The following is a 25935-nucleotide window of genomic DNA, read 5'->3' on the forward strand; positions in this document are numbered from 1 at the left end:
GCGACCTCTCAGAGATACCAGGCGACGACGAACGAAAGTTCGCTGCCGCGGTGAATGGGAAGGGCGAGCATTGCGGTGTAACCCGCAGCCAGGCCCGAGGAATTGCTTTCGATGACGGGAAGGCCGGTGGCCAGGACCATGCCGATCTGCCCCTTCCAGGACGAGACGCGGCGCGGGTTGTCTTCATCCCACAGGGGGCCTTCACGGTCGCAGATGCCATCGATCAGCACCGCGTCGCCGGTCTTGCCGACCTTGGCGGCGCGGGCGTCCCAGATCTCGAACCGGCGGGCGATGGGCGTGCCCTTGGCTGACAGAAGAGCCAGCACATAGGTCGCCCCGCCTGGCACCGGAACCGGCAGGCCAAGCCCGGTCGAAAGCCCCGCCTTGCCAGCGCTTTCGGCGCGGACAAAGCCGTAACCCGCGCCCAGATCGCGCATCAGCATCGGCGTGTTGGCGGACCAGACGCCGCCCGGCAGGCCCTGACCCCGCGCAAAGGCGGTGTGCTGGGTGACGAACTCGAACTCCTTGGCCATACCGAAATAGCCGTCGTCCAGCGTCAGGGTGCCGGCCTTTTCGACCCAGACCTCCAAGGCGCCGATCCGGTCGCCGCCATCGGCGCAGAAGATCACCAGCACGGCTTTCAGCAGGTCACCGGCAAAGACCGGCATGGCGACGGCGGCGGTCAGGCCGGCGGCCTTGGCCGCCTCGGCCCGGCGGAAATAGGTGCCGTCGAAGCCTTTCAGAACAACAGGACGCGCCTCGGCCCAGGCCTTGCCGGGCAGGCCTTCGCCCTTGGCGAAGCTTTCGCGGCCAGAGGCCTCGGCAAATCCCTCATGCGCGCCGTAATTGCCGGCGTGAAGGATCAGCTTGCCGTTTTCCGGCACCCAGACCTCGGCCACCTCGATGAAGGTGGGGGTGGTTTCCAGCATCACATCCATCATGCCGCGTCCTTCTTCTTGTCGCGGCCATGTTCGTATTCCTCAAGGAATCCCATGATTTCAGCGCGATAGGTGTAATAATCGGGGTGATCGAGCAGGGCGCGGCGGCTGCGCGGGCGCGGCAGGTTGACCTCGGTGATCTTGCCGATGGTGGCGCGGGGGCCGTTGGTCATCATCACCACCCGGTCGGCCAGCAGGATCGCCTCGTCCACGTCATGCGTGACGCAAACGGCGGTGACCTTGGTGCGGGACCAGACCTCCATCAGCACCTCCTGCAACTCCCACCTCGTGAGGCTGTCGAGCATGCCGAAGGGCTCATCCAGCAGCAGAAGCTTGGGGCTGAGGGCAAAGGCCCGGGCGATGCCGACGCGCTGGCGCATGCCGTTCGACATATCGGAGGCCACGCGGTCCATGGAATCGGCCAGACCCACGCGTTCAAGGTAGTATTCGACCACCTCCTGACGCTCGGCTTGCGTGGCCTTGGGATAGACCTTGTCCACCCCGATCGCGACGTTCTGCTTGGCGGTCAGCCAGGGGAAGAGGTTCGGCGACTGGAAGACCACGGCGCGTTCGGGATCGGCCCCTTCGACGTGGAAACCATCCAGCGTGATGGCGCCAAGCGAGATCGGGTTCAGCCCTGCCGTCATCGACAGAACGGTGGACTTGCCGCAGCCGGAATGGCCGATCAGGCTGACGAACTCGCCGCGCTTCAGGGTCAGGTTGAAATCCTCGACCACGGTCAGCGGGCCTTTCGGCGTCTCGTAGACCTTGTGGAGTTGCGAATAATGCAGATAGCGCGCTTCAAGCGGCGAGGCGGCGGCGCGTTTGTAGGCGCCGGGGATCGCGTGGCGCGGGGTGACGGCGGGCAAAAGCCGGGTCTCGGGCAGTTTGGAGGCGATGCCGACATCCATGAGGTAAGCGGTCACGGCAGAGCGCAGTTCCTTAAACAGCCCGTGGTCCAGCGCGGCGCGGTCGCGGGGGCGCGGCAGATCGACCGCAAAGCTTTCGCCCAGCGTGCCATCGGGGTTGAGACAAATGATCCGGTCGGCAAGGATCAACGCCTCGTCCACGTCATTGGTGATCATCACGGCGGTGCGGCGGTCGGCGCGCCAGATCGCCTCGATCTCGGAGGCCACATTGGCCCGGGTCAGGGCATCCAGCGCCGAAAGCGGTTCGTCCATCAGCAGAACTTCGGGTTTCATCGCCAAAGCGCGGGCCACGGCGACGCGCTGGCGCATCCCGCCAGAAAGTTCCGCCGGGCGACGTTCAGCGGCGTGGGAGAGGCCGACCATCTGGATATAGCGCTTCACCTCGGCCTCGCGTTCGGCCTTGGTGCCCTTGTGGGTGGCATCGACCGCCAGCTGGATATTACCGGCCACGGTCAGCCAGGGCATCAACGCGTAGGACTGGAAGACCAGCCCACGTTCGGGCCCCGGGCCAGTCACCGGGGCGCCCTTGAACAGGATCTGCCCGGCATCCGGCAGGGTCAGCCCGGCCATCAGGTTCATCAGCGTGGTCTTGCCCGAACCGGAAAAGCCGAGGATGACCAGAAACTCGCCATCCTCGATGGAAAGCGTCAGGTCCTTCAGGACCGGCGTTTCGCCGAACCCCTTGGAGACATGCGAGAATTCAAGAATGCCCATCATGTCACCGGTTGTTCGTGAAGGTGAAGAGCGATTGCAGCGCGAACATCACCCGGTCGAGGGCAAAGCCGATGATGCCAATGGTCAGCACGGCGACCATGATGCGGGCCAGGCTGTCGGCAGAGCCGTTCTGGAACTCGTCCCAGACGAATTTGCCAAGGCCGGGGTTCTGCGCCAGCATTTCCGCCGCGATCAGCACCATCCAACCCACGCCCAAAGACAGGCGCAGCCCGGTGAAGATCAGCGGCAGGGCCGAGGGCAGGACCAGCTTGGTGATGCGGGTCCAGAGGCTCAGCTTCAGCACCCGGCCGACGTTGACCAGGTCCTTGTCGATCGAAGCCACGCCAAGCGCGGTATTGATCAGCGTCGGCCACATCGAGCAAAGCGTCACTGTGACCGCGGAAACCAGGAAGCTTTTCGGCATCGTGCCCGCGTAGGTGGCCGAGATCACCATGGTGACGATCGGCAGCCAGGCCAGCGGCGAGACCGGCTTGAAGATCTGTACTAGCGGGTTCAGCGCAGCATTGGCGGTGGGTGAAAGGCCCGAGAGGATACCCAGCGGCACCGCGATCAGCGTGCCGATCAGGAAGCCCAGGAAGACGGTCTTGATCGAGGTCAGGATCTGGCCCGGAAAGGTCGGCTTGCCGGCGTAGGTGCGGTTCTTGACCTCCTCCGGCTTGCCCTCGGCGATCAGGGCGGCGTTCTTTTCGGCCTGCTTGGCGTAGAAATCGGCCTCTTTCTGCGCCTCGACCACGGCATCGGCGCGCAACACGCCGACCTGTTCCCAGACCTGCACCGGGCCGGGAATAGCGCCGAGCGAGGTTTGCACGGTGGGGGCAAGCACGCCCCAGAGCAGAAGGAAACCGGCGATGGCCAGCACCGGCACCACGGCCAGGCGCCAGATCTCCTTGACCTGGCCGCGCGGGTTGTCGCCGGCCAGAACCCGCCATATCGGCGTGATCCAGGCCAGCCCAAGGATCTTGAACCAGGGGTCGCAGCGATTGATGAACCGCCGCAGCTTGTCGAGGTTGCTTGCCGTCTTCACGGCGCCGTCTTTCGGCATTTCTGCGGGGTCCAGAGCGGTCATGTCATGCCCCTCAGTTCTGCACAGCGCCATCGGCGACGGTCTGGCCGTCTTTCAGACCGATGGTCAGGCTGTCGATGTAGGCGTTAGGTTTGGTGCCGTCGTAGGTCACATGGTCGATGAAATCGCTGCTCGGGGCCTTGTAGCCATCGGCGTCGAAGTCGAAGTCGCTGTCCTTGGCCTTGCCTTCGGCGATCAGTTCCTTGGCGGCTTCTTCATAGATCGCGGGCTTGTAGACCGACTTGGCGGTCTCGTCGTACCAGCTGTCGGGATGCGCTTCGGCGATCTGGCCCCAGCGGCGCATCTGGGTCAGGTACCAGACCGCGTCGGAGTAATAGGGGAAGGTCGCGTTGTAGCGGAAGAAGACGTTGAAATCGGGCTCGGCGCGCTTGTCGCCCTTTTCGAATTCGAAGGTGCCGGTCATCGAATTGGCGATGACGGCCTTGTCGGCGCCGACATATTCCTTGCGGCTGAGGATCTCGACCGCTTCGGCGCGGTTGGCGTTGTTGTTCTCGTCCAGCCACATGCCGGCGCGGATCAGCGCCTTGGTCAGGGCGATCATCGTGTGGGGGTTGGCTTCGGCGAATTCGGCGGTGACGCCGAAGACCTTTTCCGGGTTGTTCTTCCAGATGTCGTTGTCGGTGACGACCGGCACGCCGATGCCCTTGGCCACAGCAGCTTGGTTCCACGGCTCGCCCACGGCGTAACCGTCGATCGTGCCGGCTTCCATCGTGGCGGGCATCTGCGGCGGCGGGGTGACCGAGATCAGGACCTGCGCCTCGGTCTGGCCGGCCACGTCGCCGGGCTGGTAGTAGCCGGGGTTGATGCCGCCGGCCGCCAGCCAGTAGCGCAGTTCGTAATTGTGGGTCGAAACCGGGAAAACCATGCCCATGTTGAAGGGCTTGCCGGCTGCGGCATATTCGTCGAGCACCGGCTTCAGCGCTGCGGCAGAGATCGGATGTTCCGGCTTGCCATCGGCGCCCATCTTCAGGCCCGGCTTCATCGCGTCCCAGACCGCGTTCGACACGGTGATCGCGTTGCCGTTCATGTCCATCGAAAAGGCGGTGACCAGATGGCCCTTGGTGCCGTACCCGATGGTCGAGGCGATGGGTTGCCCCGCCAGCATATGCGCGCCGTCCAGTTCGCCATCCAGCACGCGGTCCAGAAGCACCTTCCAGTTGGATTGCGCTTCCAGCGTGACAGTCAGGCCCTCATCCTCGAAGAAACCCTTTTCCTTGGCGATGGCGAGGGGGGCCATGTCGGTCAGCTTGATGAAGCCGAGCGTCAGCTGGTCTTTCTCGATGCCGGCGGTTTCGGCGAAGGCGGCCGATGCGAAGATGGGGGAGGCGAGGCAGGTGGTCAGGGTCAGAATATGGGCGAGACGCATGGATCAACTTCCCGGATGGCCCCTAAGCGGGGCGATGAAATGGAAAAAGCCGCATGGATCCGCTGCCTTGACAGGCACGGTTCCAAGCGGCGTTGCTCGGCTTTCCCTCAGCTTTGGGGGAACGCGGTGGGACATCGTTGCCCCTTGCGTTAGGTTCAGATGACATGTGCCGCAGTGCGGCGTCAACGATTGTGTGGGGTCCGGGGTCGTAAAGCTTCATGCTTTGGCCCTCCTGCACAAATCTTCAGCTGAGTGGATCGGTCGGGTCGAAAACCTTGGCATCAAAGAAACGGTCGGGGGGCAGAATCAGTCTGCCCTGGGCCGAGGGGGCTGCGGTTGGGACGGCCAAGGCGCCCTCCAGCTTGTCCGATGCGCTGGGCAGGGCGGCGCCGGCAAAGCGCAGGTGTTGGCGGTAAAGGTCGCTGCGGAAGACGGCGCGGGCGGCCGCGATGGCGGGTTCGGGGTCAAGGCCGTGACGGAGGGCGAGCCTTGCGCCGATCCAGCTCGCCTGACTGCGCCAGGGGAAATTGGCGGCTCCGGCGTGAAATTCGATGAAGCCCGGTACTCGGCGTTCCTGCCCGTCGGCGGAGATCAGCAGGCGGCCCGTCAGCACGCGTTCGATGACCTCGGAGGGCAGGGCCAGACGGCCCGGTGCGGCCAGCAGGTCAGAAGCCACGCTGAAGTTGTCGGCCTGACCCAGCCAGCGCCCGGCGCGCCAGATCGCCCGCATCAAACCGCCAGCCAGACCCGGTTCGGCCTCGGCCCATCCGGCGCGCGCCGCCAGCACCTTTTCCGGCGCAAAGGCCCAGATCGCCGAGCCGGGCAACAGAAGCATCCCGGCGCCGCTGTCCACCGCGACCGAACCGCGCGGCTCGCCCACACAAAAGGCGTCGATCTCGCCCGCCGCCAGCGCCTCGGCCATGCGGGGCGGGGCGACGGTGCTGATGTGCAGGCCCTCGGGCAGGGGTTGGCCCAGACCGGCCAGCCAATAGTGGATCAGTTCGGCATGCATCGAGAAGGGGAAGGGCACGCCGATCCGCAATCTCTCCCCGGCGGAAGCCAGCAGCGCCAGCCCCGCTGCCCGTGCATCCGTGAAGTCGAAAGTGTAGCCCGAGGCCTGCATCCGCGCCGCCAGTGCCGCCGAAACCCCGATGGCGTCGCCGTTGATGTTCAGCACCATCAGCGCCTCGAACTTGGCGGCACTGCCGCCGAGGCCGATGGCGCTGGCCACCGGCAGGGGCGAGAGCATGTGCGCCGCATCGACCTGACCCAGGGCCAGCATGTCGCGCAGGGTGGCCCAGCTGGGGGCGGGCTTCAGGTCAAGTTCCAGCCCCTCTTCGGCGGCAAAGCCCAAGGCATCTGCCACGAACAGGGGGGCCGCATCGACCAGCGGCAGATAGGCGAGGGACAGGCGCGTGACGCTCATTTCAGAAGCTCCGTCGCCATGACCAGCGCCTGCGCCATGTCCACCAGCTTCTTGCCCTGATCCATCGCCCCCTTGCGGAGCAACGCATAGGCCTCTTCCTCGCCGATGCCGCGCGCCCGCATCAGGATGCCCTTGGCGCGGTCGATGACCTTGCGTTCCTCCAAGGCGCGACGGGTTTCGGCCAGCTCGACCCGCATTTTTTGGACCATATGAAAGCGGGCGATGGCGGCGTCGAGGATCGGCTTGATCCGTTCACCGCGCAGGCCGTCGACGACATAAGCCGAAACCCCGGCCTCGATCGCGGCCTTGGTCAGGGTGCTGTCGGAATTGTCGACGAACATCGCGACCGGGCGTTCCATCGGGGCGGAGGCGAGGGTCAGATCCTCCAGCACATCGCGCGAGGGGTTGCCGGCGTCGATCAGCACGAGGTCGGGGTTGCGCTCGGCAATCCGGCGGGCAAGGCCGATGTCTTCGGAGATGACAAACACGTCAAGCTCACCCGCTTCGCGCAGGCCCTCGACGATCATCAGCGCGCGTTCCCGGTCTTTTTCGACCACAACGATGGAGAGACCCTTTGCCATATCCCTGTGCACCGCGATTGCTGCGCTGCGGCAAGATTCGGATGCGGAATGGCGGTGGGGCGGCAGGAGAATGATTAAATAGTAATCATATACCCTATAGAAAGCGCAAATGATGGGCGATCCGCCCCGGCAGGTTTAAGCCGGGGCGGGGTTTGCTCAGCCGAGCAGCACGGTTTCCGGCAATCCGTAGACCGGGGTGTCGATCCCTTCCATCCGGGCTTTCAGCTGCAGCGACAGGAACTGCGAGTAATGGCGCGACTGGTGCAGGTTGCCGCCCTGGAACCACAGCGCCTCTTGCTGGGTGGGTTTCCACATGTTGCGCTGCTCGCCGACCCAGGGGCCCGGGTCCTTGGTGGTGCCCGACCCAAGACCCCAACACTTGCCCACCTTGTCGGCGACATCCTTGCCGATCAGATCCGCCGCCCAGCCGTTCATCGAGCCGTAGCCCGTAGCATAGACGATCACATCGGCCGGCAGGCGCGTGCCGTCGTCCAGGATCACCGCATCCTCGGTGATCTCTTTCACATTGCCATGGGCGAGTTTCACCTTGCCGTCGATGATCAGCTGGCTGGCGCCGACGTCGATGTAATAGCCCGAGCCGCGCCGCAGGTACTTCATGAACAGACCCGAGCCGTCGTCGCCCCAGTCGAGCCAGAAGCCGGCCTTCTCCAGCCCGGCATAGAAGGCCGCATCCCTTTCCCGCATCTGGTTATAAAGCGGGATCTGGAATTCATGCAGGATCTTGTAGGGCAGGCTGGCGAAGATCATGTCGGCCTTGTTGGTGGTCATGCCGCCCTGCACCGCCTTTTCCGAATAAAGCGCGCCCATGCCGATATCCATCAGCGTGTCGGACTTGACGATATGGGTGGAGGACCGCTGCACCATGGTGACATCGACGTCATTTTCCCACAGCGCCGCGCAGATATCGTGGGCCGAGTTGTTGGACCCGATCACCACGGCTTTCTTGCCCCGGTAGGCATCCGGCCCCGGGTGTTTGGAGGAGTGGTGCTGGTCGCCCTTGAACTTCTCCATCCCGGGATATTTCGGCAAATTGGCCTTGCCCGACATGCCGGTGGCCAGCACCAGTTGCTTGGGCTTCAGCGTGACCTCGGCGCCATCGCGGTCGACCACCACGGTCCATTCCTTGGTCGCCTCGTCGAAATGGGCGGATTTGCAGGTGGTTTTCGCCCAGTAGTTCAGCTCCATGATCTTGGTGTACATCTCCAGCCAGTCGCCGATCTTGTCCTTGGGGGCAAAGACCGGCCAGTTGGGCGGGAAGGGCAGATAGGGCAGGTGGTCGTACCAGACCGGGTCGTGCAGGCAGAGCGACTTGTAGCGGTTGCGCCAGCTGTCCCCGGCGCGTGGGTTCTTCTCGATGATGATCGTGGGCACGCCCAATTGCCGCAGCCGTGCGCCAAGGGCGATGCCGCCCTGGCCGCCGCCGATGATCAGGACATAGGGCTGCTTGGTATAGCCAAGCTCGCGCGCCTCGGCCTCGCGCTCTTCGGCCCAGGACATCCGGTGCTTGCCGGCGCCGTGCTTGGCCCCCAGCGGGCGGTCATAGCCGAGCGGTTCCTCGAAGCCCTTCAGTTCCACCATCGTGGTCAGCAGCGTCCAGATCTTGCCAGCCTTCAGCCGGATCAGGCCATAGCCGCGCGCCACTTCGGTTTCAAAGCTGATCCAGGCGGTGGTGATGCCGCCGTCCTCGTTGGCCGTCTCCCCCTCGGCCACGCGCCAGTTCGACGGTTTGGTCGTGGCAAGCTGGTGGCGCAGCATGTCGGCCACCTGATCCTTGCCTTCGACGGTTTTCAGGTTCCAGGTGAAGGTGACCAGATCGCGCCAATAGCAGTCGTCCTGAAACATATCCGTGGCGCGGGCGATGTCGCCAGCGGACAGGGCTGCGCCGAATTCCTCCAGGAACGCTGCGACCTGATCGGTCGTCGTTGCATCAAGCATGGGTTTCCTCCCTCAAGTTCTCCCAAAGACAGACTGCAACGTTTCGTTACAGGGTTGCAGGGAAAATGCGGGATTTAGCCGGGAGGGCCGCGAAAGGCGGCGGGCGTGTTGCGCGGCGCAACGGCGCGCAACGGGCGGCAACAGGTCAGTTGGGGCGCATCAGGCCCAGCCGCTGGACACGGCGCAGGATGGTCGAACGGTCCACCCCCAGCCGCCGCGCCGCCAAAGCCATGTTCCAGCCGCAAGCCGCGAGGATCGCTTGAAGCGAGGCGCCCTCGTCCTGCGGGGCTGCCTTTTCGGGCAGGGAGGGCGGCGGCAGGTCGGGCAGGTCGATGACGGGGGATTCGGCCAGGGCCACGGTCACATCCAGCACATGCATCAGCTCGCGGATATTGCCGGGCCAGCTGCGGGCCTGCAGATCGGCCTTGGCGGCGGGGCTGATCCGGTAGCTCTCGGCCCGGCCATGGGTGCGCTGGCGCAAAAGCCGGTCGAGAAGCCAGTCGAAATCCTGCCGCAGCCGGAGCGGAGGCAGCGACAGCGTCGCCCCCGCCAGCCGGAAGAACAGATCGCGTCGGAACAGGCCCTGCCGCACCCTTTCGGCCAGATCCTGCTGGCTGGAGGCGATCAGCCGCAGCCGCAGGCGCCCGGCCCCGGTGGGCAGGCCCTCACCCTCGGTCAAAAGGCGCAGAAGGTGGCCCTGAACCGGCGGGGACAGATCGCCGACCTCGTCAAGGAACAGCGTGCCGCCCTCCGCCAGGGCCTCGGCTCTTTTGCCCAGCAGGGCCTCGTCCAGCCCGGCTTCCGAGAGCGCGGCGCAGGTGAGCGACACGAAGGGCCGGTTGCCCGGCGTGGCGGTGTGGATCGCACGGGCCAGCCTTTCCTTGCCGGTCCCCGTCTCGCCCTGGATGAGCAGGGGCACCCCGGTCGGCGCCAGCCGGGCGGCATCGCTGAGCAGGCGGCGCAGCGTCGGGTCGTTGCCGCTGAAGCTTTGCAGGACGGCGGGCAGGCTGGGCGCCTGCGCCGGGCGCAACACCGGCCCGGTATGGGGGGCAATCGCATGACCATAAAGCGCGCGGCCATCGCGCAGGCGGATCACGCGGTCCTCGGTCGGGCGGCCGCGCATCAGTTCGGGCATGTCGTCGATGGTCAGGTCAAAGAAAGCGTCGATCCGCTGGCCGAGAAGCGAGCCCTTCAGACCGCCGACCTGCCGCAGGGTGCGTTCAGCGGCATGGGTCATGCCGACCAGCCGCCCCGCGCCATCCAAAGCCACGGCAGCTTCAGGGTCGACATCCAGAAACTCCGGCAGGGGAGAGAAGCGCAAAACCCAATCGCCCCGGCTGAGCGCCATCAAATTCGCCATCTCGATCCGCCGGGCCGAGGCGCGGACGAGGTTCAAGGCCAGCGTCTGAGACAGCTTCGGCGTGGGCGAGCGCAGGAGCGAGATATCCAGCACCGCGGTCAGCACGCCGCTCGTGTCGAAAATCGGCGCTGCGGTGCAGGAGAGCGGCGTATGGGTCAGGTCGAAATGGTCGGTCTGGTGGATCGTCACCGGCTCCTGCGTCACCAGACACGACCCCACGCCGCAGGTGCCGGCCAGATGTTCCGACCAGTCCGAGCCCAGATGCAGGCCCGCCCGGCGCAGTTCATCCTCGAACCGCATGTCACCGAAGAAATCCACCGTGATGCCCTTGGCATCGGCCAGAAGCAGGACATAGTTCTGCCCGGCGACTTGGCGGAACAGCCCCTCCAGCCCGCTGCGGGCGATGGCGATCAGGCGTTCGGATTGCTCGCGATGTTCGCGCAGCTGGGTGTCGGGCACGATATGGGCGGGGCTCGGGCGCGAGGGGTCAAGGCCATAAGCCTCCACACAGCGCCGCCAGGATTGCTGGACCAGCCCGTCACGCCCGGTCGAGGCCCCGTTCAGGACCTTGTCGATCTCCGCCAGATGGTCGCGGTCCTGCATTGCCCCTCCCCTCCGGTCTCCCCCCCGGGCTGAACGACAGCCGCCCTTTCGGGCGGACGCCGGTCAGCATGGGGCCAGAGCGCCTTTGCGGCAAGGGGGGAGTGCGTTACCGCAAGCCGTCCTTGCCGATCGCCGCCTCATGGGTCAGCCCGCCGACGCGGGGCAGGGGGCGGCCGCTGTCGGTGACGGCGACCGCCACCATGATCTCGCCCGCACGGGGGGAATCGTTCAGCCGCACTTCGATCCCGTCGAAATGGCTGCGGACATAGGCCGCGTCCTTGTGGCCCAAGGGCACGTCCAGCACCTGCCCCGGCCCGCCCATCTTCTTTGACGAGGCGACCAGCGCCGCCCCGCCGCCGACCGCCGCCCGCAAGGGCGCGCCGAGCTTCGGGTGCAGGATGGCGGCGGCATGTTCCAGCTCGCCCGCCTCGCCGACCATGGCGGCCTTGCCGTAGCTTTGCGCCTGCGCCGGCTCGATCCCCAGGGCCGCGACACAGTGCTGGCCCAGAAGCGCGCCGAGCTCCTCGCCGATGTCCATCAGGGGCGTCAGATCCTCGACATATTTCCCGGCAAAGGGGTTGGCTATGACGGCCACGGCCACCGCCTTGCGGGTCGGCGGGGTCACCGGGCGCCCGGCCTCTTGCAGGGTCTCTTCAACCCAGACAGCGATCTTGCGGATATTGGCGCTCATCTCAATCCATCCAGCCCTTTGACATCTTTCGCTTCCAGCCCGCCCGAGCGCGAATGCACCCGCGGCCCCGTGGTCATCACCAGCACCACCATCATTTCATCGGCGCGGGGGGAATCGTTCATGCCCACTTCCATCGAATCGAAATGGCCGCGGACATAGGAGGCGTTGACATGGGTCACCGGCACATCCAGCCGTGCACCCACGCCGCCGACCTTCTTGGCCGAGGGCACGATGGCCTTGGCATCGCCAAGGATCTCGCGCATCGCATAGCCGCCCGGCGCGTGCCAGAGCGCGCCATGTTCCAGCTCGCCATTGGCGCCCACGATGATGCCCTTGCCATAACCCTCGATCGCCGCGGGATCGCCGCCGAGCACGGCGAGCAGCCGCTTGGCCATCATCAGGCCGAGCGGTTTGAGGTCCTCCATGAAGGGCTGGATATCCTCGACATAGCGGCCCGCGAAAGGGTTGGCGATGACGGCCATGATGGCGCCCCGCCGCAGCGGGGTGGCGGCAACGGGGCCGCCCTCGTGAAAGATCTCCTCGACCGCCGTGGCGATCTTGCGGATGATGACATCAGGCATGGGCAGGGCTCCTGTCGAGGGAAAGGGTCTGGCTCTGGCCGCAAAGGCGCGACTGGCCGTGAAGGAAAAGCGCGGCAGAGAGGGCAAGGCCGCGCGTGACGATGGAACAGGCGGCGGCCTCGCCGCGGTCCAGCGCTGAGGCGGCTTCTCCAGGAGAAAGCCGGGCGACGTGGGTCACGACCAGTCGCGCACCCAGGTCGCTGTCGGGCTGCAGGCTGTTGGCGGCGGCGCGGGTGATGGCGGGATGGTCGGGAAGGTCCACGGCATTGGCGATCATTGTGGCCGCCACATCCGCCTCGGCGGCCGAGCGGGCCAGAACCGTCACCGCATCGGCGATTCCGAAGGACAGGCTGCGCCCGCCCTGACCACTGGTGGCGATGCCGCGTGCGGCATCGGCGTGGCCCACATCGACCCGGCCCAAGGCGGCACCGTCCAGCCCGGCGATGGCCATGCGGAAGCGCTCCCCCTCGGCCAGATGAAAGGCGATATCGCCGCCGTTGTTCACGTAAGCGCGGCGGAGTTTGGTGGCCCCGGTCATCGCCGCCAGCACCTCTTCGGCGACCGAGCCTGCGACGGCAGCCATCGGTGTCACAAACACCGGCGCATGGGGCAGGGCGGCGCGGGTCATGCGGCGGGCCGTGGTGCCTTGCGGCATCACGCCCACCTCCTGACGCAGCAGGGGGAGTTCGGCCACCAGTTCCTGCAGCACCGTCCTGAACCGGGCGAAAGCGGCGCGGAAGGCAGCCTCGCGGTCACCCTCTGCCCCGATGATCAGGTCAATCGGCCCGTGCTGCAGATGCAGCCTTTCGCCATCGGGCAAAAGATGGGCCGTGGCGCCGTTCACGACCGGCCCCAGGGGAAGTTGCGCTTGTCCTGCGGGTCGCCGTCCTCGCCATGGCTTACCCGGCGGATCGCGGGGGTCAGGACCGAGGCGACCGGCTGCACATGGTCGATATGCCCGCCCAGATCGGCATAATCCGACAGGCGCAGGGTGAACTCGATCGGCGCCACCAGTGCGGGCGTCGGCACATAGCCGAAGGAATTGAGTGGCATCTGCATCACATCCGCCATCACCGTGATCCCGCCGCCCGGCCAGACATAGGCCGAGGCGCCGCCACAGGAGACTTTGGTCAGCGCCGCCTTGACCGATTGCGTCAGGCGGACCGGGTTGGAGGTGACCCCGGCGCGCAGCGATCCCCCCGCGCCGCCCATGAAGATCACCGAACAGACCGAAGGTTCGCAATTCTCGGCGATCCTTTCGGCAGAGGCGCGAACCTCGGGCGGGGCCTCCACCGGCACGGGTTTCAGGTCGGCGTCCAGCTCGTAATAGGCCCATTGCTCGCCCGTGGTCGAGACCATGAGCATCTTCAGCCCCGGCCAGGCCACCTTGGCGTCAAAGGGTTTGAGGATGGTCAGCGGGTCTTCGACATCGGTGCCGCCCCAGCCGGTGCCGGGATGGGCCACCTGAAAGTAACGCCCGGGGGTGGAGCGGCGGCCGTTCATCTTGATGCCGGTCGGCGGCACGTCCAGAAGTTTGCCCGCCTGATGTTCGGACAGGACGCCGGTGATATGGTCATCGACCACCACCACCTCATCGACATGGCCGACCCATTGCTTGGCGAACATGCCAATGGTGGCCGAGCCGCAACCGACCCGCATCAGCTTTTCCGGCACGCCGTTGACGATGGGAGGCTGCCCGGCCTGAATGACAACGGTAGCGCCGTCGTCAATCGTGACCTCCACAGCCTCGCGGTTGCAAAGCTTCATCAAGGCCTCGCAGGTCACCCGACCCTCTTTCTTGGAGCCGCCGGTCAGGTGCAACACGCCGCCCAAAGACAGCATGGCAGAGCCATATTCGCCGGTCATCACATGGCCAATCGCCTCGCCATCGACCCGAACCAGCGCGCGCTCGGCGCCAAGGTGGCGGTCGGTGTCGATCTTCACCTTGACGCCGCAATAGCTGAAGATCCCCTCGGTCACGACTGTGACCATATCCACGCCCTCGACCTTCTGGCTGACGATGAAGGGGGCGGGTTTGTAATCGGGATAGGTGGTGCCGGCGCCCACGGCGGTGATGAAGGTGCGGTTGCCCTTGATCAGATCGCCGTCCCAGTCCTCGGGCTCGCCCTCGAGGAAGGGCACCGCAGAACCGCCCGATTGCAGCACGGTCAGGGGGTCGAGCCGGACCAGCAGGCCCTCGTGATTGGCATAGCGGTCACAGGCCCCGGCGCGGCCCTCGGCGATATAGCACATGACCGGGCAGGCATCGCAGCGGATCTTTTCGGCGGCAATTTCGGGGGTGGAGGCTTCATTCATGGCCAGCTTCCTTCAATGCGGCGCGCAGCCGGGCAGGGGTGACGGGAACGCGGTGCATGGCAACGCCAGTCGCATGGCGGATCGCGTTCAGGATGGCGGGAGCGGTGGGGATCAGCACATGCTCGCCCAAGCCCTTCGCACCATAGGGGCCATGGGCGTCGGCTTCCTCGATGATCAACGTGTCGATCGGCGGGATATCCCCGATGGTGGGGATCAGGTAATCGTGCAGGTTCTCGGTCCGTCCGGGCAGGTATTCCTCCAAGAGCGCCATGCCGAGGCCTTGCGCGATGCCGCCCTGCACCTGACCTTCGACGAGCAGGGGATTGATCGCCTTCCCCACGTCATGGGCGGCGGTAAAGCGCAGCGGGCGGACGAGGCCAAGTTTCAGATCGACCTCGACCACCACCAGATGCGCGGCATAGCCGAACTGGGCATAGGGCTCGCCCTGGCCATTGGCGTCGAGCGGCCTTGTCGGCGGGTCATAGCTTTCCTCGGCGCGCAGGACATAGCCTTCGGCATCGGGCGCAAGCTGGGTCAGGTCGACCTTGTGGCTGCCTGCAGCATCCGTCACCAGCACCGCGCCCTTGGTGAAGGTCGGCGTGGCCTCCGGGGCAGCATTGCAGCGCTGCAGGATCATCTGGCGCAGGGCAAGACCGCTCAGCCGCGCCGCATTGCCCGACACGAAGGTCTGGCGCGAGGCCGAGGTCTTGCCGGCATCGGGTGTCACATCGGTATCGGGGCTGACGAGGTGCAGCGCCTCCACAGGGGCGCCCAAGGCGGTGGCGAAGATCTGGGCGATGACGGTATTCGCCCCCTGCCCGATATCCATGGCGCCCTGATGCAGCACGACGGTGCCATCAGCGCGCAGGCCGGATTTGATGGTGGAAGGGTTGGGCAAGGAGGTGTTGCCGCAGCCGTACCAGCCGCCCGCCAGCCCCACGCCCCGCTTCAGAATGGCGTTCGAGGCGTTGAAGGCGGCAATCTCCGCCTTGGCGGCCTCCCAAGCCGGGCGAAGCGCGGTCAGGCAAGTCTTGATCCCGACGCCTTGGGCAAAGACCTGCCCGCAGACGGTGGGCTGGCCATTCTCCAAAGCATTCAGCAGGCGGAAGTCGAGTGCATCCATCCCGAGCTTGCCCGCCAGTTCGTCAAACAGGCTTTCCTGAGCAATCGCCGATTGCGGCACGCCAAAGCCCCGGAAGGCGCCGGAGGAGGGGCAGTTGGTATGGATCGCCCGCGACTGCGCCAGATAATCCGCCACGCGGTAGGGACCCGAGGCATGGACCGGCACCCGGTTCGCCACGGTCGGCCCCCAGGAGGCATAGGCCCCGGTGTTGAAATCGCCGGCGAAGTGCATGCCCGACAGCTTGCCGTCCTTCGTCGCTCCAATCCGCAGATGGATGGCGGAAGGGTGGCGCTTGGTGGTCGATTGCATCGATTCCATGCGCGAATAGGTCATCCGCACCGGCTTGCCCGTCTTCAGCGCGCCCAGAGCCACATAGGGCTGCAGCGAAATATCGAGTTTCGAGCCGAACCCGCCACCGACGGCGGTCGGCACGATGCGGATCTGGCTGCGGTCCATCGCCAGAACCTCGGCCATCGAGTCCAGATCCATCACCGGGGCCTGGGTGCAGGCGTGGATCTCCAGCCTGCCGTCCACCACCTGGGCAAAGCCCGCCTCCGGCTCGATATAGGCATGTTCGACGAAGCCGGATTCGAAATCGCCTTCGACCACCACATCGGCGCGGTCCAGCGCGGCCTCGGCATCGCCATGCTTCACAAACCCGCCGCACATGATGTTGCAGGCACGATCGGCGTGGAGCAGGGGCGCCCCCTCGGCCAAGGCGGCAGCAACCGTCTCGACACCGGGTAGCGCGGTCCAAGTCACCGGAAAGCTCGCCGCGTCAAAGGCGGTCATCGCCTCGGCTGTGCCCACGACTGCGGCCACGGCCTCGCCGCGGAAGCGGGCCTCGGTCTCGGCGAAGACGGGTTGATCGACGAAAGCCGGGATGACGCCAAAGGCGTTGCGGCCGGGCACGTCCCTGGCGGTCAGCACGCAGGCGAGGTCGGGGCGGGCGGCAAGCCAGCCGTCGAGATCGCCAAAGTGGAAGGCGGCGCGGGGGTGGGGGGAGCGGATCACCTTGACCACCAGGGCATCTGCCGGGGCCACGTCATCGCCGAAAGCGGTGCGCCCCTCGATCCGGTCAAGCCCATCCAGCCGCCGCATCGCGGTGCCGACGCCGCCCTGCGCCAGAAGCGGCGCCGCCCTGGTGCCCGCGGCGACCACCGCGTCGATGATCTTGCGATAGCCCGTGCAGCGGCAAAGAACGCCACCCAGGGCATCTTGTACCTGCCCCGCATCAGGCTGCGGCACTTCGCGCAAGAGCGCCACGGCAGAGACCATCATCCCCGGCGTGCAGATCCCGCATTGTGCGGCCTGATGGTCCTGAAAGCTTTGCACCAGTGCCCTGGCGGCGGGGTCGGCGGCGACGAGGCCCCGGACCGTCTCAACGGTCTTTCCCGCCGCCTGATGGGTGGGCATGAGGCAGGCACAGACCACCGCGCCATCGACCAGCACCGAACAGGCGCCGCAATCGCCCGCGTTGCAGCCGATCTTGACCTCTTTCGCGCCCAGGCCTTCGCGCAGGGTCACCGACAGGCGCTCGCCCGGCGCGGGGGTGGTGCGCACCGCGGTTCCGTTCAGAACAAAGCCCACGTCCGATTGCATCGCAAGGTTATCCATCCGCCCGCGCCCCTTTGGCAACAAGATCCGTCAAAAGCCGGGTGACAAGTTCGGCCACCGCTTCGTGGCGATAGTCGCCCGAGGCGCGCACGTCGCTGATCGGCGCCAGACCCTCCAGCGCCGCGGCATCGACGGGCAGGGGGCTTGTCACCGAAAGCCCCTCCAGCCGCGATTCCAGCACGGGCAAGCGCCGGGCGACGGGCGAGCAGGCGCCCACTGCCACCCGCGCTCCGGCGATGCGGCCATCAACGACGCGCAGGGAGGCCGCCACCATCGCAATGCTGATCACGAGATAACGCCGTGCCCCAAGCTTGGAAAAGCCCGAGACTGTGCCGTCAGCCATCTGCGGGATATGCAGCGCCGAGACGAGTTCCCCGGGCAGGCGCGTGGTGCGGCGGACGCCGGTGATGAAATCTTCCAGCGGCACCAGACGGGTGCCGGAGGCTGAGACCAGCTCCACCCCCGCCCCCAAAGTCAGCAGGGGCGGCACGCCATCGGCGGCGGGCGAGGCGTTGCAGATATTGCCCGCCAGCGTGCCCGCGTTCTGGATCTGGATCGAGCCGACCTCGCGTGCTGCAGCCTTCAGCCCGTCGAAGGCCGGCGGCAGGTCGGCGGCGGTGACATCGGCCCAGCGGGTCGCCCCGCCGATTCGCCAGCCGTCCGCCGTCCGGGTGATACCGCGAAAGCCCGGCAACCCGGTCACATCCAGGAGGGAGACCGTCGGCAAACGCTCCCCCGCCTGCGGGAACCAGTCGGTTCCCCCTGCAATCACAGAGACATTGCCGCCGTCCAGCGCCGCAAAGGCCGCGTCCAGCGAGGTGGGTGCATGATAGGCCATGGCGAGTCAGCGCCTCCAAAACTTGTTAGCATGCAAATAAGAAACCGCGCCGGGGCTTCTGTCAAATGCAATCGTGGCGGGCGGCGTCTGCGCTGGCAACCCGACCGGATCGGAGGCAGACTGCTGCCTGCAATTTTGGCGGACCTTGCCCCTTGAAGCGGCTTGATCGAAGATCGAAACATGTTAGCCTACTAATAATAACCGGAGGTGCCCCATGGCCGAAGATGTGAAGAAACTGGTGATCCGCAACATCGGCCTGATGCTGTCGGGCAAGATGGAAGAGCCGATTCTCGATGCCGATTGCCTGATCGCCATCGACGGCAAGATCACCGCCTGGGGCCGCGCCGCCGACATGGATACCGAAGGCGCCACGACCGAGATCGACGCCAATGGCTCCACCCTCGCCCCCGGGCTGATCGACAGCCATATCCATCCGGTGGTCGGCGACTATACCCCGCGCCAGAGCCAGCTGAACTGGATCGATTCGACGCTGCATGGTGGTGTGACAACCCTGATCTCCGCCGGAGAGGTCCATATGCCGGGCCGTCCGAAGGATATCGTCGGCCTCAAGGCGATGGCGATCGCGGCGCAGCGCTGGTACGAAAACTTCCGCCCCTCGGGCGTCAAGGTCATGGCGGGGGCGCCGGTGATCGAGCATGGCATGGTCGAGCAGGACTTTAAGGATCTGGCCGATGCCGGGGTGAAGCTTCTGGGCGAAGTGGGCCTCGGCTCGGTCAAGGATGGCAAGACCGCCAAGCAGATGGTCGACTGGGCGCGCAAATACGGCATCCAGAGCACGATCCACACCGGCGGCCCCTCGATCCCCGGTTCCGGCCTGATTGATGCGGCCATGGTGCTGGAGGCGGGCACGGATGTCGTGGGGCATATCAACGGCGGTCATACCGCGCTCCCCGATGACCAGATCATCTGCATCTGCGAAAACTGCACCAAGGGGCTGGAGATCGTCCATAACGGCAACGAACGCGCCGCCCTGCTGACGCTGAACACCGCGCGCGAGCTGAAGAAGATGGACCAGATCATCCTCGGCACCGATGGTCCGGCAGGCTCGGGCGTGCAGCCCCTGGGCATCCTGCGGATGATCGCGATGCTGTCGAGCCTGGGCAACATGCCCGCCGAACTCGCCTTCTGCTTTGGCACCGGCAACACCACGCGGCAGCGCAACCTGGATACGGGGATGATCGAGAAGGGCCTTTGCGCCGATTTCGTCCTGATGGATCAGGCGCAGAACTCGCCCGGCAAGACGATGCTGGAGTCGGTGCAGCAGGGTAACCTGCCCGGCGTCGGCATGACGATCATCGACGGCGTGGTGCGCAGCCAGCGCAGCCGCAACACCCCGCCGGCCTGGCGGATCCCGAAGATCCTCAAGCAGCCCATGGCGGTTGAAGGCGGCGGCCACTAACCTGATTCGGTCCGCGAAAGGCCCATCCATGCTGAAACACACGACCGTCCCCCTCACCCGCGCCTGGAACTCCTGGTCCGACCGGCCAGGAGAGATGGTCTTCCTGCCTTTGGGCGTGCGGGTGACGCCTGTTCTGTATTCCTCGCGCACTCGCAAATGCGCGCGGATGGAGCCGCGGAGCGATGTGATGCGGCTGGGGCGCCACGCGCTGGACGGGTCTGTGATCGAGTTTGAGGCCGATCTGGCCGGCACCACGCTGGCCTTTGCCACCACCAAGCCCGACCCCTTCGCCTTTCGCGGCAGCTGGGCCGCCACGACCAGCGCCGAATGGGGTCTGAGGTTCTGGGTGACGCTGGCGATCTCCGCCGAGGACGGCACCGAGGTGACTTACGACGCGGCCGCGGGCATGGCGCTGCTGAGGCTGGGGGATCGGTTCGTGGCAGTGGCCACGGCTGAAGCCCCGGTGCAGGTGACCGGCCATGCTGACCTTGATGCGCTTTGCGCCGACTTCGAGACGCATGGCTACTTTTACCGCGACAGCCGGGCTGACAAGGCGCCGCTTCTGGCCCTGCGTTTCAATCTGGAGATGATGCGGCAGGGCGCTTATGCCGCTGCCGTGGCCGACAGCGCGGCCTTGGCGATGGCCGGGGCCAGGGCGGCTTTGGCGGCGCCCGCGCCCGCGGCCGAAAATGAGGGGGCTGCGGCAGAGGCTTTGTCCGCCGTCCGCGATATCGTCGGCTGGAACACGATCTGGGATGCCACCAACCACCGGCCCTATACCGCCGTGACACGGATCTGGAACCTGGGCACCTGGGCGGTCTGGCACAATGACCAGACCTATGCCGCCCTTCTCGCCGGGGTCTTCGATGCCACTCTGGCGCGCGAAAACCTCGCCGTGGCTTTGTCCGCCGCCACGCCGCAGGGCAATTTCGCCTGTATCGCCACCTCGCGCGATACCTGGGTGGACCGCAGCCAGCCGCCTCTGGGCAGCCTGATCGCCTGGCAGATCTATCTGCGCAGCGGCGAGCGTTCGATTCTGGAGCAATGCTACCCCGCCATGGCCCGCAACCAACGCTGGTGGCGGCAGATGCGCGACCCTGACGGTTCTGGCCTCATCTCCTGCGGCAGCTCCGACGTGGGCGAGGCCTTGTACAAGGGCACCGCCTTTGGCGCCCGGAACGAGACCGGGATGGACAATTCCGCCACCCATGACGAGGCGGTCTACGATCCCGAAACCCGCAGCCTTTCGACCTGGGATCTGGGGCTGAACTGCGTCGTGGCCTTGGATGCCGAGATGCTGGCGCTTATCGCCGGGGCCTTGGGGCTGACCGATGAGGCTGCGGGTTTTGCCGCCGATGCCGCAAGGCACCGGGCGCTGATCCAGACCCGGCTTTGGGATGACGAGCGCAAGATCTTCGCGAACCGCCAGCGCGGCGGCGGCTTTGTCCGCTCGCTCTCGCCGACCAGCTTTTATCCTTGGCTTTGCGGTGCCGCGAGCCCCGAGCAATCTGCCCATCTGCTTCGCCATCTCGCCGATCCGGCAAGCTTCGCCGGAGATTGGGTCCTGCCCAACGCGACCCGCGACGACCCGGCCTTTGCCGACAATGTTTATTGGCGCGGGCGGATATGGCCCAATGTGAATTACCTTGTCTGGTTGGGCCTGCGCCATGCAGGATTTGGGAAAGAAGCGAGCCAACTGGCCGAACAGAGCCTGAATTTGTTCCTCAAATCCTGGCGCGGCAGCCGGATCGCGGCGGAGAATTACAACGCCGTGACGGGCGAGGCGATGGATCAGGGCGACACCGATCCTTTCTACATCTGGGCCGGGCTTCTGCCCTTGATGGCGGTGTCCGAAGTGGTGGATTTCGACCCCTGGCGCGGGCTGACCCTGACCAATACTGGCGCCGCGGCAGAGGTCGGTCCGATGCTGTCGCCCCATGGCGCGCTAGCCGTCACGGTCAAGGGGGGCGCCCTGCATCTGACACTGGACACAGCACCTGCCCTGACGCTGGAGGGCGGCGGGCGGCTGGAGGAAGTGATTCTCCGCCCTGACCGTTTCAGCGCCCGGTTGGCCACGGCACCGGCCCGCCTGACCTTGCACCGTCCGGCTTCGGAGGCACCGCTTCTGCTCTCTCTGGATGGTCAGGCGATTCGCGCCCTGCCGGTTTCCGGCGGATTCGCCTTCGATCTTGCGGATTCCGCGCCTGGAAGCCGTCTGGACGTGCGGTTTTCGTGAATTTTCACGGCTGGGGGCCTGGCCGTGAAAAAAGGGTTTGACAGAAATCAAACCGAAAATAATAGTATGTACACCAACAAATAATGCTGTCGTAAGAACGGCGTGCCGCAGAAGGAAATGTGCTTCGGCACGGGCGTGACGGGGAAGACCCCCGCAAGGGTTCAGGGTGATAATAGCCTGATAATAAAAGGATTTGCTGGGTAGACCGGCAAAGTCCGGTGCCGCCTGCGGCCCGGCGCCCCCATGCCCGAGCATGTCGTCATGGCATTCTCGGACCGCTATGTTATGCCGTAAGCCATCGACGGCTCATGAAAACAAAGTTTCACAGGAGGTCTGACATGTCGAATTTCTCTAGACGCGATACACTGCGGATGCTGACGGCGGCGCTGGCGGCCAGCACGGCCGGTTTCGCGCTGCCGGCCCGTGCCGCCGGCGGCAAGATCACGGTGCTGAACTGGAAAGGCTACGGCACCGACGAGGCCTGGGCAGTGAAGGCCTTCACGGAGGCCACCGGCATCGAAGTGGTGCATGACTACTTCTCCTCCGAAGCCGAGGAACTGACCAAGCTGCGCACCAATCCGGGCGCTTATGATGTGGTGCTCCTGAACTCGGCCCGCGTCTCGACCGCGGCCAACGAAGGGCTGATCGTTCCGGCGGATCTGTCCAAGATCGCCAACTCGGCGGATGTGAACCCCGATCTTCTGGCCAACCCGAACTTCACCATCGACGGCAAGGGCTATGCCGTTCCGTGGGTCTGGGGCATGACCGCCGCCGCGATCCGGGAAGGCACCAAGAAGCCGGAAAGCTACAACGACCTGGCGGCGGCGGACTACAAGGGCCGCTTCGCGATGGACGACGATGCCACGGTGGCAATCGCCATGGGCGCCCTGATGACCGGGCAGGACATGAACGATCCCAAGGACATGGATGCGGTCAAGACCGCGCTGAAATCGCTGAAGCCCAATATCAAGATGATGTGGTCGTCGGAAGATCAGTGGAACAAGTCCTTTGCCGCCAACGAGTTCGACGCCTCGATCTTCTGGTCGGGCGGGGCCGTGCGCTCCAAGCGCAACTCCAAGCTGCCGGTCGAATTCGTGGTGCCGAAGGAAGGCGCTATCGTCTGGGTCGATGGCCTGACCGTGGCCGCCGGCGCGCCGAACCCCGAGGGCGCCGCCGCCTTCATCAACTGGATGATCGACCCCAAGTTCTATGTCGAATGGGCCACCAAGGTCGGCGCGCCCGCCTCGTCCAACACCAAGGCGCTTGCGGCCCTTCCGGCTGACGATCTGACGGCTCTGGTCCACAAGCCCGAATACATGAAGAGCGCCAACGTGATGTCGGCCTTGCCGGACGACCGCCGCGAAGCCTTCAACAACGCCTGGGAAGAAGTGAAGGCTTTCTATGCCGAATGAGACCCACACCATCGGGTCACCGCGCGGGCCGGAGGGCCCGCGCAAACGCCGCATCCTGCCCTCCTGGGTGGCGACGGCGGCCCTGCTTTTGCCGGCTTACGGCTGGCTGACGCTGGCGGTGTTCCTGCCGCTTCTGACGATGTTCGTCTTCAGCTTCATGGACAAGACACCCTTGGGCAAAGCGCCCGTCATCTTCACCATGCGCCACTACCGCGCCTTCATCGACCAGCCCTATCTGGTCCGCATCGCTTACAACACGCTGCTCATGGGCTTCTGGACCACGCTCACCTGCGCCGTCCTTGGCTTCCTCGCCGCCCTCGCCCTGTCGCGCACCACCTTCGGCCGCACGCGGGAGACCCTGCTGGTGCTGATCCTTCTGCCCTTCTGGACCAACGGTCTGGTGCGGGTGTTCTCCTGGACCATGGTCCTGCGCGAGAACGGATTCCTCGACAATCTTTGGCACATGATCGCCCCCGGGGCCGGATCTGTCGCTTTCCTTTACTCCCGCCAGGCCATCGTGCTCGGCCTCGTCCACGGCTATCTGCCCTATATGATCCTGACCTGCTACATCGCGCTTGTGACCATCGACGACGCGGTGATTGAAGCCGCCCAAAGCCTTGGCGCGCGCTGGTGGGTGGTCCTGACCAAGATCCTGATTCCGCTTGCCGCGCCCGGCCTTGTCTCGGGCGCCGTGCTGACCTTCGTGCCGGTGATCGGGTCGTTCATGGAGCCGCGGGTTCTGGGCGGCAAGGTCGGCGTGACCCTGGGCACGGTGATCGAGGATCAGTTCACCCAGGCCTTCAACTGGCCGCTCGGGGCTTCGCTGTCCTTCACGCTGCTCGCCGTGGTGCTGGCAATCTTTGCAACCTTTTCCGGTGTCCTGCGCCGGGGCACGGCAGGTGCGGCATGACACGTCTTGGCCATGTCTTCCTCGCCCTGATCCTGATCTTCCTCTACACGCCGATCCTCGTGCTGATGGCGATGGGGTTCAACGAATCCCCGCTGTACGAGCTGCCCTTCCGCTTCTCCACCCGCTGGTACGAGGCGCTGATGGGCAATCAGGAGCTCTTGACCTCCTCCTTCAACTCGCTCGTCCTCGCGCTGATCACCGCGGTCGTCGCCACCGCCATCGGCACCATCGCCGCGCTGGCCCTGTCGCGCCGGCAGTTCCGCGGGCGCAGCCTGCTGCAGCTGCTGCTCCTGCCGCCGATCGCCATCCCGTGGCTGATCACTGGCACCGCCATGCTGATCTTCTTCTTCTGGACCGGGATCGGCCGCGGCTTGCATGCGCTGATCATCGGCCACGTCGCCCTTGCCGTGCCTTACGTCGTGCTGGTCGTCGGCACCGGCCTCAAAACCGTTCGGAGTGACCTCGAAGAGGCGGCGATGAGCCTTGGCTCCACCCCGATCCACGCGTTTTTCGCCATCACGCTGCCGCTGCTGTTTCCCAGCATCATGGGCGCCGCGCTTTTTGCCTTCGCCGTGTCGCTGGACCAGTTCGTGGTCAGCTACTTCCTCTCCTCGCCCGGCTATACCACGCTGCCGGTGCAGATCTATTCCGCGATCCGCAAGGGCTTCACGCCCGAGATCAACGCGATTTCGACCCTGCTTCTGCTCGGCTCGATGACCGTCATCCTGATCTTCGCCCGTTTCGCCAAACCCGGAGCGCCCAAGTGACCACAGTCACCGTCCAAGCCGTCGCCAAAAAGTTCGGGTCCGTCCCGGTGCTGAGCGACATTTCCACCACCTTCGAAAAGGGCACCTTCACCAGCCTTCTGGGGCCCTCGGGGTCCGGCAAGACCACGCTTCTGCGCATCGTCGCAGGTTTTGTGGCACCGGATGAGGGCGTGGTGATGATCGGCGACCGCGATGTGACCAGCGTCCCGGTCTGGGATCGCAACATCGGGATGATGTTCCAGTCCTATGCGCTCTTCCCGCACATGACCGTCGCCCGCAACGTGGCCTTCGGTCTGGAACGCCGCGGCATCAAGGGGACCGAGGCCGCCAAGGCCGTCGCCGAGGCGCTGGAGATGGTCCATCTGACCGGCTTTGGCGACCGGATGCCGAAGAACCTGTCGGGCGGCCAGCAACAGCGGGTGGCCCTGGCGCGGGCCATGGTGATCAAGCCCTCGGTCCTGTTGCTGGACGAACCCCTGTCCGCGCTCGACCGGCGTCTGCGGCAGGAAATGCAGGTTGAACTTCTGCGCATCCAGCGCGAGACCGGCCTGACGACGATCTTCGTGACCCATGACCAGGAAGAGGCGCTGACCCTGTCGGACCGCATCGCCATCCTCGACAAGGGCCGTATCGTGCAAACCGGCGCCCCGGCCGAGATCTACGAGCGCCCGCAGACCCGCTTTGCCGCCGAATTCCTGGGTGATTCCAACTTCCTGACCGGTACGGTCACGCATGGCGCGGTGCGTCTGGCCGATGGCACAGTGGTGCAAACCTCGATGGCGCTGCCCGCTGAGGGCACCACGGTCACGCTCGCCGTGCGGCCCGAGAAGATGTCGCCCCTGGGGACCGAGGGCGCGACCAACCGCCTGTCGGCGCGCATCATGACGGTGATCTATGCAGGGCCGGTGCTGTCCTACCTTCTGGAGACCGCCGACGGCACCAAGCTGAAGCTGTTCGTCGCCAACCGCGACGGCACCGTCTTGCAAGAAGGTGCAACGATCACCCTCGGTTGGGCGCCCGAGCACACCATCCCCGTGTCGGGCTGA

The 25935-nt window shown here is 65.7% G+C and carries 20 protein-coding genes; 6 read left to right on the forward strand and 14 right to left on the reverse strand.

Going from position 1 to position 25935, the window contains the following annotated elements; translation table 11 throughout:
• Positions 1-8: 8 nt before the first annotated feature.
• The 14 genes from AC1DVR_RS10870 to AC1DVR_RS10935 form a co-directional block, all read right to left on the reverse strand.
• Positions 9-941 carry a GAF domain-containing protein gene (locus AC1DVR_RS10870; protein WP_478000584.1) on the reverse strand — a complete coding sequence of 311 codons (933 nt, stop codon included), beginning with the start codon at positions 939-941 and terminating at the stop codon, positions 9-11.
• Positions 938-2581: an ABC transporter ATP-binding protein gene (locus AC1DVR_RS10875; protein WP_478000585.1), complete on the reverse strand. Its 1644-nt coding sequence runs from the start codon at positions 2579-2581 to the stop codon at positions 938-940. Before AC1DVR_RS10875 ends, AC1DVR_RS10870 begins: the two co-directional genes overlap by 4 nt.
• A 4-nt stretch (positions 2582-2585) precedes the next feature.
• Positions 2586-3668: an ABC transporter permease gene (locus AC1DVR_RS10880; RefSeq protein WP_478000586.1), complete on the reverse strand. Its 1083-nt coding sequence runs from the start codon at positions 3666-3668 to the stop codon at positions 2586-2588.
• Between the two features lie 10 nt (positions 3669-3678).
• Positions 3679-5052, reverse strand: a complete 1374-nt coding sequence (locus AC1DVR_RS10885) for a CmpA/NrtA family ABC transporter substrate-binding protein (RefSeq protein ID WP_478000587.1) — start codon at positions 5050-5052, stop codon at positions 3679-3681.
• A gap of 244 nt (positions 5053-5296) precedes the next feature.
• A complete protein-coding gene (locus AC1DVR_RS10890) occupies positions 5297-6478 on the reverse strand; it encodes an ABC transporter substrate-binding protein (RefSeq protein ID WP_478000588.1) in 1182 nt (393 codons plus the stop codon).
• On the reverse strand, positions 6475-7059 hold the full coding sequence (locus AC1DVR_RS10895; RefSeq protein WP_478000589.1) for an ANTAR domain-containing response regulator: 585 nt from the start codon (positions 7057-7059) through the stop codon (positions 6475-6477). The genes AC1DVR_RS10890 and AC1DVR_RS10895 overlap by 4 nt, the downstream gene beginning before the upstream one ends.
• A gap of 156 nt (positions 7060-7215) precedes the next feature.
• Positions 7216-9015: an NAD(P)-binding domain-containing protein gene (locus tag AC1DVR_RS10900; RefSeq protein ID WP_478000590.1), complete on the reverse strand. Its 1800-nt coding sequence runs from the start codon at positions 9013-9015 to the stop codon at positions 7216-7218.
• Positions 9016-9160: 145 nt separating this feature from the next.
• Positions 9161-10978, reverse strand: a complete 1818-nt coding sequence (locus AC1DVR_RS10905) for a sigma-54-dependent Fis family transcriptional regulator (RefSeq protein ID WP_478000591.1) — start codon at positions 10976-10978, stop codon at positions 9161-9163.
• 106 nt (positions 10979-11084) lie between these two features.
• On the reverse strand, positions 11085-11669 hold the full coding sequence (locus AC1DVR_RS10910) for an amino acid synthesis family protein (RefSeq protein ID WP_478000592.1): 585 nt from the start codon (positions 11667-11669) through the stop codon (positions 11085-11087).
• Positions 11666-12250, reverse strand: coding sequence for an amino acid synthesis family protein (locus AC1DVR_RS10915; RefSeq protein ID WP_478000593.1), 585 nt, complete (start codon positions 12248-12250; stop codon positions 11666-11668). Before AC1DVR_RS10915 ends, AC1DVR_RS10910 begins: the two co-directional genes overlap by 4 nt.
• A complete protein-coding gene (locus AC1DVR_RS10920) occupies positions 12243-13094 on the reverse strand; it encodes a UPF0280 family protein (protein ID WP_478000594.1) in 852 nt (283 codons plus the stop codon). The genes AC1DVR_RS10915 and AC1DVR_RS10920 overlap by 8 nt, the downstream gene beginning before the upstream one ends.
• Positions 13091-14566, reverse strand: a complete 1476-nt coding sequence (locus AC1DVR_RS10925) for a 6-hydroxynicotinate reductase (protein ID WP_478000595.1) — start codon at positions 14564-14566, stop codon at positions 13091-13093. The genes AC1DVR_RS10920 and AC1DVR_RS10925 overlap by 4 nt, the downstream gene beginning before the upstream one ends.
• Positions 14559-17306, reverse strand: a complete 2748-nt coding sequence (locus AC1DVR_RS10930; protein WP_478000596.1) for a molybdopterin-dependent oxidoreductase — start codon at positions 17304-17306, stop codon at positions 14559-14561. The genes AC1DVR_RS10925 and AC1DVR_RS10930 overlap by 8 nt, the downstream gene beginning before the upstream one ends.
• Complete coding sequence (locus tag AC1DVR_RS10935) at positions 17299-18144, reverse strand: FAD binding domain-containing protein (RefSeq protein ID WP_478000597.1); 846 nt, start codon at positions 18142-18144, stop codon at positions 17299-17301. The genes AC1DVR_RS10930 and AC1DVR_RS10935 overlap by 8 nt, the downstream gene beginning before the upstream one ends.
• Before the next feature lie 214 nt (positions 18145-18358).
• Here AC1DVR_RS10935 and AC1DVR_RS10940 point away from each other — a divergent pair, with 214 nt between their 5' ends.
• The 6 genes from AC1DVR_RS10940 (at position 18359) to AC1DVR_RS10965 (ending at position 25935) form a co-directional block, all read left to right on the forward strand.
• Positions 18359-19564, forward strand: a complete 1206-nt coding sequence (locus AC1DVR_RS10940; RefSeq protein ID WP_478000598.1) for an amidohydrolase family protein — start codon at positions 18359-18361, stop codon at positions 19562-19564.
• 28 nt (positions 19565-19592) lie between these two features.
• Positions 19593-21800, forward strand: coding sequence for an MGH1-like glycoside hydrolase domain-containing protein (locus tag AC1DVR_RS10945; RefSeq protein ID WP_478000599.1), 2208 nt, complete (start codon positions 19593-19595; stop codon positions 21798-21800).
• A 338-nt stretch (positions 21801-22138) separates the two neighbouring features.
• The gene (locus AC1DVR_RS10950; protein ID WP_478000600.1) at positions 22139-23212 is read left to right on the forward strand and encodes an ABC transporter substrate-binding protein; all 1074 of its coding nucleotides are present in this window, start codon (positions 22139-22141) and stop codon (positions 23210-23212) included.
• Complete coding sequence (locus AC1DVR_RS10955) at positions 23202-24122, forward strand: ABC transporter permease (protein WP_478000601.1); 921 nt, start codon at positions 23202-23204, stop codon at positions 24120-24122. Before AC1DVR_RS10950 ends, AC1DVR_RS10955 begins: the two co-directional genes overlap by 11 nt.
• Positions 24119-24889 carry an ABC transporter permease gene (locus AC1DVR_RS10960; RefSeq protein WP_478000602.1) on the forward strand — a complete coding sequence of 257 codons (771 nt, stop codon included), beginning with the start codon at positions 24119-24121 and terminating at the stop codon, positions 24887-24889. The genes AC1DVR_RS10955 and AC1DVR_RS10960 overlap by 4 nt, the downstream gene beginning before the upstream one ends.
• Positions 24886-25935, forward strand: a complete 1050-nt coding sequence (locus AC1DVR_RS10965) for an ABC transporter ATP-binding protein (protein WP_478000603.1) — start codon at positions 24886-24888, stop codon at positions 25933-25935. The genes AC1DVR_RS10960 and AC1DVR_RS10965 overlap by 4 nt, the downstream gene beginning before the upstream one ends.

This window comes from Rhodobacter sp. P2_H5, from assembly GCF_056403335.1.

What these genes read in the sequence shown, in the direction of transcription:
- AC1DVR_RS10870 (WP_478000584.1), bottom strand. Translation starts at nt 941, where the DNA reads ATGATGGATGTGATGCTGGAAACCACCCCCACCTTCATCGAGGTGGCC.
- AC1DVR_RS10875 (WP_478000585.1), bottom strand. Translation starts at nt 2,581, where the DNA reads ATGGGCATTCTTGAATTCTCGCATGTCTCCAAGGGGTTCGGCGAAACG.
- AC1DVR_RS10880 (WP_478000586.1), bottom strand. Translation starts at nt 3,668, where the DNA reads ATGACCGCTCTGGACCCCGCAGAAATGCCGAAAGACGGCGCCGTGAAG.
- AC1DVR_RS10885 (WP_478000587.1), bottom strand. Translation starts at nt 5,052, where the DNA reads ATGCGTCTCGCCCATATTCTGACCCTGACCACCTGCCTCGCCTCCCCC.
- AC1DVR_RS10890 (WP_478000588.1), bottom strand. Translation starts at nt 6,478, where the DNA reads ATGAGCGTCACGCGCCTGTCCCTCGCCTATCTGCCGCTGGTCGATGCG.
- AC1DVR_RS10895 (WP_478000589.1), bottom strand. Translation starts at nt 7,059, where the DNA reads ATGGCAAAGGGTCTCTCCATCGTTGTGGTCGAAAAAGACCGGGAACGC.
- AC1DVR_RS10900 (WP_478000590.1), bottom strand. Translation starts at nt 9,015, where the DNA reads ATGCTTGATGCAACGACGACCGATCAGGTCGCAGCGTTCCTGGAGGAA.
- AC1DVR_RS10905 (WP_478000591.1), bottom strand. Translation starts at nt 10,978, where the DNA reads ATGCAGGACCGCGACCATCTGGCGGAGATCGACAAGGTCCTGAACGGG.
- AC1DVR_RS10910 (WP_478000592.1), bottom strand. Translation starts at nt 11,669, where the DNA reads ATGAGCGCCAATATCCGCAAGATCGCTGTCTGGGTTGAAGAGACCCTG.
- AC1DVR_RS10915 (WP_478000593.1), bottom strand. Translation starts at nt 12,250, where the DNA reads ATGCCTGATGTCATCATCCGCAAGATCGCCACGGCGGTCGAGGAGATC.
- AC1DVR_RS10925 (WP_478000595.1), bottom strand. Translation starts at nt 14,566, where the DNA reads ATGAATGAAGCCTCCACCCCCGAAATTGCCGCCGAAAAGATCCGCTGC.
- AC1DVR_RS10930 (WP_478000596.1), bottom strand. Translation starts at nt 17,306, where the DNA reads ATGGATAACCTTGCGATGCAATCGGACGTGGGCTTTGTTCTGAACGGA.
- AC1DVR_RS10935 (WP_478000597.1), bottom strand. Translation starts at nt 18,144, where the DNA reads ATGGCCTATCATGCACCCACCTCGCTGGACGCGGCCTTTGCGGCGCTG.
- AC1DVR_RS10940 (WP_478000598.1), top strand. Translation starts at nt 18,359, where the DNA reads ATGGCCGAAGATGTGAAGAAACTGGTGATCCGCAACATCGGCCTGATG.
- AC1DVR_RS10945 (WP_478000599.1), top strand. Translation starts at nt 19,593, where the DNA reads ATGCTGAAACACACGACCGTCCCCCTCACCCGCGCCTGGAACTCCTGG.
- AC1DVR_RS10950 (WP_478000600.1), top strand. Translation starts at nt 22,139, where the DNA reads ATGTCGAATTTCTCTAGACGCGATACACTGCGGATGCTGACGGCGGCG.
- AC1DVR_RS10955 (WP_478000601.1), top strand. Translation starts at nt 23,202, where the DNA reads ATGCCGAATGAGACCCACACCATCGGGTCACCGCGCGGGCCGGAGGGC.
- AC1DVR_RS10960 (WP_478000602.1), top strand. Translation starts at nt 24,119, where the DNA reads ATGACACGTCTTGGCCATGTCTTCCTCGCCCTGATCCTGATCTTCCTC.